The organism is Vibrio sinensis, assembly GCF_003605645.1.
Taxonomy (GTDB): domain Bacteria; phylum Pseudomonadota; class Gammaproteobacteria; order Enterobacterales; family Vibrionaceae; genus Vibrio; species Vibrio sinensis.
In genome coordinates this window covers 162,318-179,236 of the sequence record NZ_QVMU01000001.1, presented here as the reverse complement: position 1 = coordinate 179,236, position 16,919 = coordinate 162,318, and the positions used below count along the sequence as shown (strand labels likewise).

At 39.9% G+C, this 16,919-nt stretch carries 12 protein-coding genes; 5 read left to right on the top strand and 7 right to left on the bottom strand.

The genetic code is table 11. The features are described from left to right. Positions 1 to 813: 813 nt before the first annotated feature. The 3 genes from DZ860_RS00660 to DZ860_RS00650 form a co-directional block, all read right to left on the bottom strand. On the bottom strand, positions 814 to 1,461 hold the full coding sequence (locus tag DZ860_RS00660) for a hypothetical protein (RefSeq protein ID WP_120028987.1): 648 nt from the start codon (positions 1,459 to 1,461) through the stop codon (positions 814 to 816). A 542-nt stretch (positions 1,462 to 2,003) separates the two neighbouring features. Continuing rightward, positions 2,004 to 2,867 (bottom strand): alpha/beta hydrolase, encoded by an 864-nt coding sequence (locus DZ860_RS00655; protein WP_120028986.1) that lies wholly within the window; start codon positions 2,865 to 2,867, stop codon positions 2,004 to 2,006. A gap of 330 nt (positions 2,868 to 3,197) precedes the next feature. Next, positions 3,198 to 3,389 carry a hypothetical protein gene (locus DZ860_RS00650; RefSeq protein WP_120028985.1) on the bottom strand — a complete coding sequence of 64 codons (192 nt, stop codon included), beginning with the start codon at positions 3,387 to 3,389 and terminating at the stop codon, positions 3,198 to 3,200. A 401-nt stretch (positions 3,390 to 3,790) separates the two neighbouring features. Between DZ860_RS00650 and DZ860_RS00645 the strand changes: the two genes are divergently transcribed. Next, positions 3,791 to 5,122 carry an MFS transporter gene (locus DZ860_RS00645; protein ID WP_120028984.1) on the top strand — a complete coding sequence of 444 codons (1,332 nt, stop codon included), beginning with the start codon at positions 3,791 to 3,793 and terminating at the stop codon, positions 5,120 to 5,122. 214 nt (positions 5,123 to 5,336) lie between these two features. Here the strand turns inward: DZ860_RS00645 and DZ860_RS00640 are convergent, their stop codons facing one another. The 4 genes from DZ860_RS00640 to treR all read right to left on the bottom strand — a co-directional run bounded on the left by DZ860_RS00640 (position 5,337) and on the right by treR (position 10,875). Beyond that, positions 5,337 to 6,182 carry an endonuclease/exonuclease/phosphatase family protein gene (locus DZ860_RS00640; RefSeq protein ID WP_120028983.1) on the bottom strand — a complete coding sequence of 282 codons (846 nt, stop codon included), beginning with the start codon at positions 6,180 to 6,182 and terminating at the stop codon, positions 5,337 to 5,339. A gap of 407 nt (positions 6,183 to 6,589) precedes the next feature. Next, a complete protein-coding gene (gene treC / locus DZ860_RS00635) occupies positions 6,590 to 8,269 on the bottom strand; it encodes an alpha,alpha-phosphotrehalase (protein ID WP_120028982.1) in 1,680 nt (559 codons plus the stop codon). 79 nt (positions 8,270 to 8,348) lie between these two features. After that, complete coding sequence (gene treB / locus DZ860_RS00630; protein WP_120028981.1) at positions 8,349 to 9,773, bottom strand: PTS trehalose transporter subunit IIBC; 1,425 nt, start codon at positions 9,771 to 9,773, stop codon at positions 8,349 to 8,351. A gap of 157 nt (positions 9,774 to 9,930) precedes the next feature. Next, positions 9,931 to 10,875 carry a trehalose operon repressor TreR gene (gene treR / locus DZ860_RS00625; protein ID WP_120028980.1) on the bottom strand — a complete coding sequence of 315 codons (945 nt, stop codon included), beginning with the start codon at positions 10,873 to 10,875 and terminating at the stop codon, positions 9,931 to 9,933. Positions 10,876 to 11,488: 613 nt separating this feature from the next. Between treR and DZ860_RS00620 the strand changes: the two genes are divergently transcribed. The 4 genes from DZ860_RS00620 (at position 11,489) to DZ860_RS00605 (ending at position 16,853) form a co-directional block, all read left to right on the top strand. After that, entirely contained in the window at positions 11,489 to 12,592 is a 1,104-nt protein-coding gene (locus tag DZ860_RS00620; protein WP_207890572.1) for an efflux RND transporter periplasmic adaptor subunit, read from the top strand. 10 nt (positions 12,593 to 12,602) lie between these two features. Continuing rightward, the gene (locus tag DZ860_RS00615) at positions 12,603 to 15,758 is read left to right on the top strand and encodes an efflux RND transporter permease subunit (protein ID WP_120028979.1); all 3,156 of its coding nucleotides are present in this window, start codon (positions 12,603 to 12,605) and stop codon (positions 15,756 to 15,758) included. 216 nt (positions 15,759 to 15,974) lie between these two features. Further along, complete coding sequence (locus tag DZ860_RS00610; protein ID WP_120028978.1) at positions 15,975 to 16,268, top strand: SemiSWEET transporter; 294 nt, start codon at positions 15,975 to 15,977, stop codon at positions 16,266 to 16,268. A 21-nt stretch (positions 16,269 to 16,289) separates the two neighbouring features. Then, positions 16,290 to 16,853, top strand: a complete 564-nt coding sequence (locus DZ860_RS00605) for a cysteine hydrolase family protein (RefSeq protein WP_120028977.1) — start codon at positions 16,290 to 16,292, stop codon at positions 16,851 to 16,853. Positions 16,854 to 16,919: the final 66 nt, after the last annotated feature.

Genomic DNA, 16,919 nt, shown 5'->3' with positions numbered 1-16,919 from the left:
GTCGTAATTAGCAAAAGATAGCCACTACACAAGGTAAAAATTCATGGACGAATTTTTAAGGTTTTCGGCGTCGGGAACGCCTAAAACCGACCGGACAACGACGACCAAACCAAAGCGCCTTTCTGGTTACTCTTTGGCAAGACAAAGAGTAACTGGGCCGCTTACAGATAAGCTAATAAGATGCACATTAGTACATAAGCGGAACATACAGCAATGCTATTACTTTTTGAATAGAGAAAATAGCCGACTATCTGTAACGTATTTAAAGGCGTAACAAACTTTGGAGCATCGACTTCTCAGTCAGCAAAGTGCAATTCGCACATTACTGACTGCTGAATTTTTAAATCATGGGTAAGTGATTCATCCTAATTACTCATCCTTAGTGTTCCCCAACTTTTTATCGCACCAAGCTGTAATTCGCTCAGAATATAGTGTGAAAACACCTGCACAGAGCATTAGGATAATATAAAGCCACCCAAGCACGTAAAACAAAGTAGGTACATTGGGAGCAATTATCACGGCGATGCTGCCGAACGACATTAGTGAAAAAACCATTTCCCACAATACTTTCTTCATAGAAAACCTCTAACTTAAGCTAATCGAGTACCCAAGTTAGCATGTCTTTTTTATCTCCAAAGTCAGCACAGTAGACTAACAAAACTCATTTTTGGGCAGAAGTTTCTAGAACAATGCAATGTTTAAAAACAATGTCAATTAGCCCAAGATAAATATCACTCTAGGTGAAAATTCAGGACGAGACCGGGCCTAAATTATAAAAGACGCTAAAAGCGCCTTTTATTTTCTGTTCATCTATTAAAATCTAGATAGACTAAATTCAGATAAAAACCAATAGAAACTATCAAAGTATAGGGTGACCAAATATGTATGAGAAGCAGAAAACATAAAATAGACACCAACGGCCATGAATAGACGCCCATAGTAACCCATTGAGCGAACCATTAGATGGAATAAGTACGACCAAATACAAATTAGAACCAAACCTGAGATCGCAACGGCATCGTTCAAATAATCATCCCATCGGCCGAAAATAGTACCGCCATACATGAGGGCTCGATCCGCTCTCATTGGTAAAACAGGAATGAGCAGATGAGATATTACTAAAATCACAAATGGAAGCGCCATTATAGGAACGACAACTGGACTAAAAACTGCTTTTGAGTGATAGAAGCTCTCTAAACCATTAAGCCTTTTAGATAAGTAGTATTTTTCTCTGCGAAAGGTTTTTAGGCGAATGGCTAACCAAAACCAACTCCCCACAACGGCAGTAAGAGCAGGATAAAATAGATCAACATGATAATTAAAGAAGTATGATCTTAGCCTATGGGCCACCACATCTACACCAGTGGCATCTAAGTATAAAAACAGCAAGTATGGCGAAACAAAACCAAAAATAGCACCAGCGACTAACCCACACACAACTCTAGATAATGAGCTAAACATACACTCTATTCACTCTCGAATTTAGATAATAAGTGCGACACATCATGGGTAAGACAGAGGAATAAAGCCACTTGTTGAGATTGCTATACTCTTCTGACCAAACAAGTAGTTTCAACATGAAGCATCAACAGTTGACAAAGGGTGAAATGTACTTTATTTCAGTATGTTAGGGCAAGATGTATTAATGGAAAAAACGCCACAATGGCAAAGCTTTATCGTCATTGAATATACTTGTAGTACTGATAGCGTCTCTTAGAACTAAAGTGGGCAACGCACTCTGGTCAAACGGTTAAAGTTTATTGATGAAAATACGACTTAAATGCTCGCTAGCAAATGAAAAGAGGTACTTTCGACCGAGAAGCTATCAACTGTAACGATTCTGGACATTTTCGAATTGTGAAATACTATCTATGACGGGTTCGAGTAAGAGTCTTTCTACCAAAAATTACACATCATTTACTTTGATTTACATCACACACTTTACTATGCCCCAAGCTATCCCCCTCATAGCACTTCCATACCATGAGGGGCAAACCTAACAGTTATAGCTTTTCGTTAAACCACTGCACCGTTGCTGGCATCACCAATTCATCTAAGGTCGTTGAACCGGTAAAAACATCCCAAGTATGGTTAGTATCAAACTCAATTAGTTTGGTTTCACCAGGGTGGTATTTCACCCAACCCTCACCAGAACCATCAAGAACAAGATCATCTTTCTTGCCCATAATGACTAAAAGCGGAGACTCATAATGGCTAATTGCAGCGAGAGATTGCGTATTTAAAATGCCTTTGAAAAACTGGGCACGAAGTTCCGCATCAACACCCCATGATGTTGTAAAAGGAAAAACTTTATCATCAGCGCTAACTAGAGCCTCATCGATAAGCTGAGCACCAAATAGTTTAGAGTAAGTGATATAAGGCTGAGTTACTGGCGTCCAAAGTACGGTGGTTTTCACGTCATCATTGTCGCTAGCAACGTGACTTGCGACTAGCCCACCTTGACTCCAGCCTAATAAACCCAATGACTCCGCTTTGTACAGAGAATTGTGGCGCAACCAATCTAAAGAGACATTAGCATTGTCAATCAAGCGATTAAACGTCGTGTCTTTAAATTCACCGCTACTCTCGCCAGCACCTTGAAAGTCAATGCGCAGGCTCGCGATACCGTTTTGAGCCAATGTTGCAGCTGCTCGCTCTAATACACCCTCATTAGTATTTGCTATCTGAAGTTCATTTTTATTGCCCATAAAACCATGCAATATAAGTACGGCAGGTCCTTTATTCATCCCTTCCGGAGTTTCAAGAATGCCAACAATACTATTATCGATAACGACACGCTGCTCCTGTGCAATAGCATGACAACTTAATACCGCTAAGCTTGCACCGATAACATGTTTTAATTTCACTACGAACTATCCTCATACGGTTTAACTAATAGAGCATAAATACTCCTAAACCGAAGTTGTTCACAATGATAATTGCCATTCATGTAACGTAGCCGTCAGATACGTGATCGCGATCAACAATATTACTCCACCATTCGTTTGCTTCTTAAGCACATCAGCGATGTCACAAATATAAAAGGGATAGTGTTTGATGGTAATTTGCGACAGTGATTTGCGATAGTGATGTTAAATAGTGTCGCTAGGACTCACACTTACTGAAAGAGCAAGTAGTGTAAGGACACACACCACCATTGTATTGTTGGTGTGAATAGTATTATTTATAGCAGTGATCTAACTAGAAGCTTTGTTCTTTTTAAGGTATTTAAATGCTGCCCAGACGACGTAAATCGCTACGCCAACGATGAGTGCAGAGCGAATGAGAATAGGTGCATCATGCTCAAGTTGGGTAACATGAGGTCCAATACTAGCAAACAATCGAGTGGTAAAAAGCAGCCCCATAACTAACATAACAATTTTATTCATTTATTTTTACCATTCAAATAGATGCGTTGCACAGAACCAACCACGGTCAGATTACTCGATTAATAAGTAGCAAACTTTGTTCTGCTCAGGCCTAAAAGGATGCGCTTCTCGAACGTAGCCGTCAACGCTACTTCCATCTAAAGCGGGTAAGCTAAAATTGCATTTTTGAAATTGGTTCACTCAAAAATGGAAAGCGAATAGATACGGAATAGGAAAAACGGGGCGAGTAAAAAAATAGGGATTTCTGTGTTGCACGTATTAATAATGGAGCAAATATACTCACACTCCCCAAAACGGTTCTTTTTTACAAAAATCTTCTGATTTCAAATCACTAAACTATTACTATCAGACAAAAAAACGGTTATACATAATCTTATATAATTCAATGTACTGAATATTTCATGACGCTCAAAGAAATCCTACAAATTCGCAATGTCCGTTACTTCTTAATGTTTCGAAGTAGCTACTTTGCGCGCTTTTACTACCCGATCTTCACCCTACTCTATTTAGATTATGGCTTAACCCTTTCTCAATTCGCCATGCTCAATGTAGTTTGGGCGGCCACGATTGTACTTGCCGAAGTTCCCTCAGGAGCATTTGCAGATACATTAGGTCGCAAAAAGCTCGTCGTGCTTTCTTCGATTGTCATGTTTATTGAAATCGCAATGATAGCCGTTGTTCCTACCGGTAACCCAACGTTGGTGTTCAGTGTATTTTTGGTCAACCGAATATTAAGCGGCTTGGCGATGGCTTTAGCAAGCGGCGCAGATGAAGCCTTGGCATACGACACCTTAAAAGAGCAAGGTCAAGAAGATTTATGGCCGAGAGTTTTACAAATTCAGCTTCGTATTGCGTCTAGTGTCGGCATTGTTGTCACCTTAGTTGGTGCAGCTATGTATGACGTTAACTTTATGGCTAGCGTGTTCAACTTTCTAGGACTAGAAACGCCACAAAACACGCAAGACATTATGCGCATTCCTGTTTTTGCAACCCTGATTGTTGCAATGATTGCTATCTACTCTGCACTCAGTATGCGAGAAGCGAAAAAGATACTACCACCTAATACCACAAAATGGGCAACAACGGTTTCCAGCCTTAAGCTAACGTTAAATACGGGGAAGTGGGTACTTTCTACTCCTTATGTGCTGTTTATTTTGCTTTACTACAGTTTGTTTGAGCACACCTCACGAATGTTTTTAACGATGAGCAGCCAATATTATCTCGCGATTAATATCCCGATTATCTATTTCGGTTTTATTGGTGCCGGGATCAGTCTACTCAAAATCATTTTGGCTGGACAAAGCCGTCGACTCGCAGAAAGCCTGGCCCCGAAGCCATTTATTGCTGTCATGGGGATTGCAACTATAGCGACTTACTATTGGATTAGTCTCGGATGGTCAATTTACGGGGTGCTGCCAGCTCTGCTGCTCATTTTTATTATTATGACTATGAACATTTTTATTAGTTATCACCTTAATAAAAAGACAGAATCACACAATAGAGCAACGGTACTGAGCTTTAAAGGCTTGATGTTCAATCTCGGATACGGGCTAATTGGTATTTTATACGCCTACTACTATAAGTTGGTTTCTCAAAACTATACCGAGCAACAGATCGCAGAGCATGTCGACTTCATCGCTTCACTCTCTTCTTTTGTCTACTATTTCGCGTTTATATTTATCACGATCAGTGCTGCTTTCTATTTAAAGGAGAGGAAGTTGATGATTTTTTAAAATCACCTCAGGCTATGTATGCTACTACGCAAAAAAGTTAGCGTTTAAGTATCACGGACTTATTTCTAACAAAAATAAGTCCGTAACTTAGAGTACGTAGCACAAGATAGATGGGAGTATGAATAAAAATTGCACTCAATGACGATCGTGCCATAGTCGTTACATTTTTTAATTTACCAAAAGATCCTGAAGATATAGCTTAATAAATACCATGTTATTGCTCAAGCAAATCCATAGTAAGGACCACCGGAATATGATCGCTGACCTCATTCCAGTTTTTGTTATAACTACCATTTGGTTTATTTGGAATAAATACTTCTTTAACATCCCACTTTTGGGCCTTCGACGTAAAAATATAGTCTATCCCAATTTCTGGGTTATTAGCTGGCCACGTTCTAGTATCGACACTTTCGTCACTTGTAGCTGGTGAATCCCAATGGCGCATAATTTCATTAAACAATACGGAATTCTTCGTATCATTGAAATCACCTAACAAAAACTTAATGCCACGAATGTTAATAGCTTTCTCATTAATTGCTCTAACCTGCTTCATGCGTACAGTTGGATCTTCATGCCAATCAAGATGAGTTGCTATGAATGTTATTGGCTCTTCGAATCCGTCAATGCTAGCACTTACATACATCGCGATACGCTGCTCATAGTCATCTGATGGTAATTTTTGTATTTCCTGTAGTTTTATCGGATATTTAGACAAAACGGCCATGCCATACTGTCCATTATCAAAATCAATAGCCTTGCCATAAATGTAATTATAACCTGTCAAATCAGCTAGTATTTTTGCCTGATTTATTTTCCCACTACGATTTGTATCTACGTCAACCTCTTGCAGAGCAATAAAATCAACATCCATAGATCTAATCGTTTTTGCTGTCTCTTTTAAATCAATCTTAAATCCATTTGCAGCACCAGCAATATTATATGTCGCCACTTTAATTTCAGGTTTTACCTCATCATAGACCTTATTCAACAATTCAGCATTAATATTAAAAGATACAAAACTCACTAAGCATGCAAGACTAAGCATATATTTTTTACACATTTAAACATTCACCCTTGAAATGGGAACATTCCCAGCAAGTTTTAATATTACATAAGAGTAGGTAATATTAAACAAAATCAATCTATTTTATTGACCGAAGTCTCTATAATGTTATTCTTGCATTTCTAAATCCATGTTTTTGTTGATAACTACTGCGAAAGAATAAATATTACATATAATAATGGTAGATTTACATAAGCAAAACAGATTGAAACCATGTTAGTTATAATGCATGAAATACAAGCATTTCAATTTTATACCTAATTAAGAATTACTAAAAATGCTAAAGACCTCATTAACGAGGTCTTTAAAAAGAGGTTTTGGTTAATTATATAACAAATATTTTATCACACTCTATTTTCAAGATAGAGAAAGTTCTACATATCTAACTTTATAATTAAGCCACTTTATTTATCTATAAGGAGTATTCGTGTTTCATACGGCTTTAATAGTACAGATTCCTCTTCTACCTTGAATGCATGTTTATAATTACTTAACAAACACTGGGATTTATCCCACGAGATCTGCGTTGGCAATTTGCATTTTACGGTCTCTGCATAATAGTTACTAATTGAAATAAGTTGTTGGGTAGCTGTTTCTCGCAAATAAACATAGCAGTGTTTATCTAACGGTAACAAGTCACAAAATGAACCATGAGTAATTATCGACAGATTTTTACGAAGTTCGATGAGCTGTTTGTAAAAGTAAAATACAGAATTTACATCAGCAATAGCTGTTTGTGCATTTATATGTAAGTAATTACTTGCGACTTCCAACCATGGTTTTGCTTTAGAAAACCCAGCGTTCTCTGAACTATCCCACTGCATTGGAGAACGTGAATTATCTCGTGATTTTCGAGCTAAAATGGCCATCATTTCATTATGTCCAACGCCCTGCTTATTCACCATAATATCGTATATATTGATACTTTCTACATCCCGATATTGTTCAATATCTTGATAATTCGGGTTAGTCATACCAAGCTCTTCTCCTTGATAAATATAAGGTGTCCCCTGCATCATATGCAGAGAAGCTGCGAGCATCTTGGCTGATTCTATACGAAAACGTTTATCATCACCAAAACGACTGACGACGCGGGGTTGATCATGGTTACACCAAAATAGGGCGCCCCATCCGTTACCGCTTAGTCCTGTTTGCCAGTGATTGAATACTCTCTTTAGCTCAATGAAATCAAAGGGGGCTTGAGTCCACTTTTCGGCATTTGGATAATCGACTTTTAGATGATGAAAATTAAACACCATTGATAGTTCTTTACCATCTAATGATGAATATTTTTGACAATGTTCCAGAGTAGTAGAAGACATTTCTCCTACGGTAACACTGCCGTATTTTTGGAATACTCTCTTACTAATATCTTGTAAATACTCATGAACACGAGGGCCATCAGTATAAAAACGACGTCCATCGCCATTAGTGTCATTTGCAAAATCTTGCTGCTTTGAAATTAGATTAATCACATCTAAACGAAATCCATCTACACCTTTTTCTGCCCAAAAACTAATGATATTTTCTACTTCTTGGCGTACGACTGGATTCTCCCAATTTAAATCAGCTTGCTCAATAGCAAACAGGTGCAAATAATATTGATTCGTCGTTTCATCTAGTGCCCAAGCAGTACCTCCAAATTTAGATTGCCAGTTATTAGGAACCCCTTCATTCACGGGATCTTTCCAAATATAGTAGTCACGATAAGGGCTGCTTTTGTCACCCAATGCAGATTGAAACCACGCATGCTCTGTTGAAGTATGATTAACTACTATATCCATAATAATTCGGATATCACGCCGATGTGCTTCTACAAGTAACCGTTCAAAATCTGCCATTGTGCCGAATAAAGCATTAATCGTATAGTAATCAGAAATATCGTAACCATTATCTACCATTGGTGATTGATAGATTGGTGTCAACCAGATAGCCTCAATACCCAAATTTTTCAGGTAGTCGAGCTTCGAAATTATACCTAAAATATCGCCGGTACCTTTATTAGTCGAATCACAAAAGCTCTTAGGATAAATTTGGTAAATAGTGGCCGTTTTCCACCAATGCTGTTGTGTAGTTGTAGTCATTATTATCACTTACCTATATGGGCATCATTAGGCCCAAGAAAGCTCGCGGTAACAGTCTAGTTTACCGCGAGAAATTTAGTTACGCAGTTACTGTTTCTAATTTACCTGCCGTTTGTGCCCGCTTATAAAAGAACAACGTACAAAGGACTGGGATAACCATGGCAACTAACATTGCAATGGCATATACACTCCAATATTGTGGCTGAATCGACAAAATTCCAGGTAAACCACCTACACCAATACCGTTTGCCATGACACCAACCGACCCACAAATTGCTGCTGCCGCTGCTGACCCTATCATTGCACTTAGCATAGGAAACTTATATTTTAAGTTTATTCCATACATGGCTGGTTCCGTAACGCCGAGGTAAGCCGAGATTGCCGCTGGTACTGAAATATCTCTCTCACCATGCTTCTTACTTATCAGAATAATACCTACGACGGCCGAAGCTTGAGCGATATTCGATAACGCTATAAGAGGCCAAATTGGTGTTCCTCCCAACTCTTGCATCAATTGTAAATCGATAGCATTAGAGGTGTGGTGGATTCCAGTTATCACGAGTGGAGCATACAAAAAGCCGAAAATCACAGATCCAATAATCGCAAAATCTCCCATCATGGCGGCTTTAGCTGCAAGTGCAACGCCATCTCCCAACATACGTCCGAGTGGGCCAATAATAGAGTGTGCTAATATCACTGAAACAATAATTGAAATAAATGGCACAACGACTAAATATAGATAAGACGGAACGATACGTTTCAGATTGTTTTCAATAAAGGCTAACGCAACACCCGCTAACATTGCCGGAATCACCTGTGCTTGATAACCAACTTTTTCGATTACAAATAAGCCAAAATCCCAAACTTCAGGAGCTTGTTTACCTATAAGATAAGCGTTCATCAATTGAGGAGATACTAAAGTAATACCAAGCGTAATACCTAAAATTGGCGTACCACCAAGTTTTTTTACTGTTGACCAACACACTCCAACTGGTAGGAAAAAGAAAATAGCTTCGCCGATGAGCCAAAGGAAACTATGTACTGTTGCCCAGAATTGACTGATTTGGACAAGTGTTTGTCCATCAAACATCTTTATGTCACCAATGACATTTCTGAATCCAAGAATCAAACCACCTGTAATAATCGCCGGTAATAGAGGAACAAATATTTCAGCTAGATGAGAAATGCCACGTTCAAGAATATTCATATTTTGACGAGCGACACTTTTCGATTCTTCTTTCGATGATTCACTTTTTCCAGTAAGATCAATCAAAACTTTATATACATCATCTACTTCAGTACCAATCACAACTTGAAATTGACCTGCGTTTGTAAAGCATCCCTTTACCATCGCTAACGCTTCAAGCCCGGCTATATCGGCTTTTTTCGTATCATTCAATACAAAACGCAATCTCGTTAAGCAATGACTTACAGCGGCGATATTTTTCACTCCACCCACGAGTTCGATCAAATCCGCCACTTCTTGCTTGGCTATCTTACTCATAACTTTGTCAACCCTAATTGGAATTCAAACGTTATTGAACTAAAATGGGAACATTCCCATGAATTGTGCTTATATTGACAGAAGCCAGAGAACCATTAAATGGGAACAATCCCATAACTTGAATAAGATCACGCAAAATTCTGAATTGTGTAAAATCCTATGAAATAGGGGACTGAGTGATATGCGAACGTGACTCATCACCATTTATTTGAGATATCAGAAGCTTAGCTGCCTTTACCCCTGCTTGTGTATAACCAGGGTCAACACTAAATACTTTAGGAAACAAAAAAGATAATAATTCACTACCGCCAACGCCTGTCACCGAAATATCTTCACGGTCAAGCTCTTGTAGCCGTTTTATAACGCCAAGAGCTAAAGTATCACTTGCACAGACGATCGCTTGGGTTTTTGCAGTTAAAATTTGGTCCACCAATTGATAGGCACTTTCATGGTGTAAATCTCCAGTTTGATAATTAGGCTCAATGTCATGCTCGTGGCACCACTCTAAGTAAGCATCAAGACGCAACCTGCCTGTGGTACGGTCTCGCACATTTACACCAATATAAGCGATTGCTTGAATTGATTGTGCTTGTAAATAATCAAGAGCTTTGGTGATGACGCCTTTGTTATCATAATTAATTGAAGAAATCTTTTGCGTATCCATCGCTATCACAATCGCACGATTTTGCCACTGTGATAATTGACTCAAATCCAGTTCACTAAAACCAAATACAATAACACCATCAACATTGCGACGCTTAAGCACTGTAAGGTGTTCATTCGTCTTTTCTGAATCAAACTGGCTTTCCATAATTACTACGTCATACCCAGATTGGTAGAGAACTTGCAGCATACTTCCCACTGCTTTATTTTCCGATGGCGAATCTAACCGAGAAATGATAACTCCGACAACTCGCTGACTACCTCCTCGCATAGATTGCGCGGATTTTAACGGGACATAGCCAGAATCAGCTATCACTTTCTCCACTTTAGCACGAGTGTCAGGCTTTACTTTCGGATCGTTAGTTAACACACGTGATACCGTAGATTTTCCTACGCCAGCTAATCGTGCGATATCTAAAATGGTCAGTTTTTTATTCATATTACAAAAGCTTTCATGGTGTGAGAATGAGAGTGAGTGAGAAGCTAAACGTCGTAGCCAAATTTAGAGCTAACAGTATGTGGTTTCATCATTTTTGTAAATCAAAAAACTTTTCATTTGATTCATGATTAAAACACTTAATGCACAGATGAAAACGCATCACCATCGCCATAAAAATTACTGATAAAAACGAATGTCATTGATAGTATGGTTTCACTATTTTTAGCTTCAGAAATTAAACGTTACTTAGGCTACTTAAAATGAAAAGGCTAAAAAGGCACACTATAACGATTTTCAATCTATTTAGTTACTGGGGGTAACTAGTATATAATTTACTTAAGATACACTCTGGGCACTATCAAGAAGCCCCAAACGCGACCAATACACCTAGTCTCGTTGTTCAATTCTATTTTTCTATAGATTCAAATTTGCATTCTTATATTCGCTACCTAGACTTTTTAGATACCAGTCGCAAAATAATGCAACTAAATGCAATGCCCTGATTTAGGTTGCATTGACCGCAAAGGCCATTCCTAACCAGACCGCATTCCATTTCTCTCGTTGCTATACACATTATTGCGACACACTTTTCTAAAAATATGGAGAATTACCTGTGAATAAATGGGTTGTAGGAATGATCCTAGCCGTTCTTATCGCATTCGGATCAGTGATAGGATTTAACATCTTTGTTAATCATAAAATAGAAAATACCCTCGCAAATCTCCCTGAACCTAACTATCCAGTGACAGTCGAGAAACTCACCCCATCAACTTGGAAACAGAGTATCGACACCATCGGTGTTATTGAACCATTTCAAGGCGTAGCAGTTTCCAACAAAGTCGCTGGTACTGTTGACGCGATTCATTTTAAAAATGGTGCAGTGGTAAAAAGTGGTACATTGCTCGTCAATCTCGATAACGCAGTCGAACGTGCGCAACTGAAAGCACAGCAAGTTCAGTTGCCATCAGTACGTGACGACTACCAGCGTTTAAAAAAACTTTATGCTAAAAATTTAACTTCACAACAAAGCCTTGAAACCGCCCAATCAAAATATGAGACCTTAGTTGCGAATATAGCAATGCTGCAAGCGACGATTGAACAACGTCAAATTAAAGCGCCTTTTAGTGGTGTTTTGGGCATCAAGAATATCAATTTAGGCCAATACATCCCTGTTGGAACCAATATCGTTAGATTAGATGATCTTTCTGTTATGCGTGTTCGCTTTAACGTACCACAAGCACAATTTGGTCATCTCCATATCGACCAAGCTATCAATTTAACGGTTGAATCTTACCCTGGTCGTATTTATCAAGGTCACATCAATGCCATTGAACCTGTAATAAACGATCAAACGGGTCAGATTATGGTACAAGCTGAGATTCCAAATGATGACCGTTCACTACGTGGCGGTATGTTTGCAGATATTAGTGTTGAACTCCCATCACTTAATGATCAATTTGTCGTTCCACAAACAGCGATTGTTTTTGCGCTTTATGGCAACTCCATTTTCGTCGTCGATGAAAAAGACAATCAGACTCGCGTACGCCAAGTTTCCGTTGAAGTATTGAATCGTAGTGGTGCGAATGCGCTCATTAAAGGCAAAATTAACTTCAATGAACAAGTGGTGACAACTGGCACGCTTAACTTGAGTAATCATACACAAGTGACCGTCGTTGCCAACCCGCTAACTCTGCCTAAATCCATGCCAAAACTATAGGATGTGAACGATGAAATTCACTGATATTTTTATTCATCGCCCGGTCATGGCAGCATCGTTAAGTTTTTTGATTTTGTTACTTGGTCTGAATTCAATCAAAGACTTACAAGTTAGACAGTACCCTGAGATGACGAATACCGTAATTACGGTATCCACGGCTTACCCTGGTGCTGATGCCAACTTAATGGAAGGCTTTATCACCGAACCTCTCGAAAAAGCGTTATCCCAGGTGGATAACCTTGATTTTATGACCTCTGCAAGTGAACTGGGTACGTCGACGATAACGTTGAATATGTTACTTAATACCAAGCCTGAACAAGCACTGGCAAGCGTATTATCACAAATCAACTCGGTAACTAACCAGTTACCTAAAGAGGCTTATAACCCATCGGTGACATCATCGACCGGTGCTACCACTTCAATCATGTACTTATCGTTCTATAGTGACGAGTTAAATTCTAGTCAGATTGTTGATTACCTAGATCGTGTGGTGAGCCCACAGCTATCGACGGTAAATGGGGTATCAAGCATCGATATGATTGGCGGGGCTCCGTTTGCTCTGCGAATTTGGCCAGACCCTAAAAAACTGGGACAACTAAACATCTCAACGGCTGAGTTAAGCCAAGTATTGCAACAAAATAACTTCCAAGCGGCGGTAGGCCAATTCAATAGTTACTTCACTCAACTCAACGGCACCATCAATAGCCAAATCGATAACATTGAAGGTTTAAAAAATCTGGTCATCAAAAGTGACAAGGGCCAAGTTGTTCGTTTGGGCGATGTTGCCGATGTTACGATGAGCAAAAGTAACGATGCGACTCGCGCTCTTGCCAATGACCGTGAAGCGGTGATCATTGGTATTAATGCTACGCCAACCGCTAACCCTCTTAAAGTGGCGGAAGGCATTAGAACGCTCTATTCATCAATTCAAACTAACTTACCATCCAATATCCAAAGCAGTTTGCTCTATGATTCAACGTTAGCGATTACCGACTCAATTAATGAAGTAGTCAAAACCATTGCTGAAGCGGCTATTATCGTTATCGCGGTTATCTTGTTGTTTATGGGCTCGTTTCGAGCGGTACTCATTCCAGTCGTGACCATTCCGCTTTCTTTGATTGGTGTGGTTGCTGTCATGCAGGTGTTTGGCTTTACGTTAAACCTTATGACACTACTGGCGATGGTATTGGCCATCGGATTAGTCGTGGATGATGCGATCGTAGTCGTAGAAAACGTCGATAGGCACATCAAGCTTGGAGCGACGCCATTTCAGGCTGCCATCGAAGCCACCAGAGAAATAGCAATACCGATCATATCAATGACGATTACTCTCGCGGCGGTTTACACCCCTATCGCATTAATGGGAGGGGTGACCGGAGCGTTATTCAAAGAGTTTGCGTTAACCTTGGCTGGGGCCGTGGTTATTTCAGGCTTCATTGCTCTTACGCTTTCGCCAATGATGTGTTCTAAGTTACTCGTTCATAAAGCGCAGCCTAGCCGATTTGAAGCGACCGTTGATAACACACTAAATGCGCTAACCCAACGCTACCAGCAAGCGTTACACGCTATTCTTAACCATCGTAAAGTGGTCGTAGCATTCGCGTTAGCTGTGCTTGTGTCACTGCCAATTATTTTTAGTTTCATTCCATCACAACTTGCCCCAGATGAAGACCAAGGTGTGGTTGTGGTTATTGGTAGTACACCATCAACGTCTAATAATGACTATATTCAAGCCAATATGGCGTTAATTTCTAAGATCATTAAGAATCAACCTCAGGCTGAAGCTTCTTTAGCATTGATTGGTGTACCAAGTAGCAATCAAGGTATCGCTATTGGTCCGTTGGTACCTTGGAGCGATCGCAGTTTAAGCCAGAAAGAAATCTCTGCAAATATCAACGCACAGGCGAAGAAAATTCCAGGAATCAACGCGACAGCTTATCAAATGCCATCGCTTCCAGGCGCTTCTGGCGGCCTACCAGTGCAGTTCGTGATAACCAGTTCTGCGGATTTCCAATCACTGTATAAAATTGGACATAAGATCTTAGATAAAGTGAAAGCCAGTCCGCTTTTTGTTTATTCTGATCTTAACCTTAAATACGATTCAGGATTAGTAGAGCTAAAAATTAACCGCGAAGCGGCAGGCGCTTATGGCGTCACAATGCAAGCGATTGGCGAAACTCTTGGTAATATGATGAGTGGTGGTTACATCAATCGCGTCAATCTCGGTGGTCGAGCTTATGAAGTAATTCCCGAGGTAGAAAGAGTCTATAGAGCCAATCCTGACCTCATTAGCCAATTTTATGTTAACGCGCAAAATGGCAAAGCAATCCCTCTGTCTAGCTTAGTAAGCTATACCGTTGCAGGTCAGGCCAAATCATTGCCTCACTACAATCAAATGAACTCTATCTCGGTAGAAGTTGTTCCAGCGCCAAATGTGGCGATGGGTGATGCGATTAACTTCTTTGAACAAACAGCGAAAACGGATCTTCCTCGTGGCTACACCTATTCATTTATGGGTGAAGCACGCCAGTTTGTTGAAGAGGGAAGCTCACTATATATGACCTTCGGCTTAGCCCTAGCGATTATATTCCTAGTTTTAGCTTGTCAATTCGAGAGTGTACGCGATCCACTTGTGATCATGTTTACCGTACCACTGGCCATTAGCGGTGCGTTAATTGCGCTAGGCTGGACGCATATCTCAGGCGAAACTTCATTGAATATTTATACGCAGGTTGGGCTGATAACCCTGGTGGGCTTAATCACTAAACACGGTATTTTGATGTGTGAGGTGGCCAAAGAGGAACAAATAACTAAAGGTGTATCCAAAGCAGAAGCGATCATCGAAGCGGCGACGATTCGATTAAGACCAATCTTAATGACGACAGCGGCAATGATTGCAGGTTTAGTTCCATTGCTTATCGCGACCGGTGCAGGCGCCGTATCTCGCTATAACATTGGCCTTGTCATTGTTGCCGGTCTTTCTGTCGGTACGCTGTTTACCTTATTTGTACTGCCGGTAATGTATACCTATATTTCGGCAGGACATCACTACCATGAGGGAATGGACTCAGAAAGTTCAGTTAATGATTCAAATAACAATTCAGCTAGCCATTCAAATCAGAATGTACCGGCTGTAACCGATACGACCCAACATCGTTTAGATTAAACCCGAACGATATGTCTGCTAAAATCCCGATCTTTTTCAGGTCGGGATTTTTTTATTTTATAACAGCAATACCGAAATAACCGTATCCAAGTCACCTCGAGAAACTTGGATATTCTTGTCGCTAAAAGGCTTTAGAACAATAGCAGATAACCAGAATTACGTTTCACCACTTATCACTATACTTTTAGTCTAGTTAGGTAAGAATAAGGAATGCCAATGTCTCTTATAGAACGAATCGGTAAAGCACTCGAACCCCTAATGTTGTTCATGGGGTTAATCAGCCCAATCGCCACAATACCCCAACTCTATAAGCTGTATATTTCTCACAGTGAACACGCTGACGGGCTATCCATCACGACCTGGATACTCTATGCCTTTATTGCTCTACTCTGGAGCATCTACGGCCTCTACCACAAAAACCCAACTATTTGGGTGGGTAATGGTTTAGGGTTTCTCATGTATATCGCCATGGTCGTTGGCATCATTATTCATACCGGTGGGACTTACTAGAGATAGCGAGGAAAATAAAAAATGCCCATAACTCAACTTGATAATAAGACCGCACTAATTGTGATTGACCTGCAAAATGGCATCGTCGCTTTGCCAGAAAAGCAAACCGTGCAGACTATCATTAGAAATACCAATCAATTGATTGCAAAGTTCCACCAACGTAATTTGCCTGTGGTACTCGTTAATGTTTCAGGCCGCCCTATTGGGCGAACCGATCTCAAACCAACCACAGTAACGCCTCCCCTCGATTGGTCAATATTAGTCACTGATTTAATTCGCAATAACGAGGAGATCATCATCACGAAGCAAACTTGGGGCGCTTTTAGTCAAGACGAGTTGCAATCCCAACTTCAGAAGTTAAAAATCTCGCAAGTAGTTGTGGTCGGTATAGCGACCAGCATGGGCGTCATGTCAACGGCCATGCAAGCTTATGAACTTGGCTATAATGTCACGATATGCAGCGATACAATCACTGATGTCTCGGAGACTAATCATTTGCATACCCTTAATTTCGTTTTACCGAAAATTGCAGAAGTTGGTACCACTCAAGATTTGCTCCAGCTTTTAAACAATTATTCCCATTGAATATTTCCTACTCCCTATCAATATCGCTTACTGTATTCAGCATTTAACAAATCGACTCTTATGGCT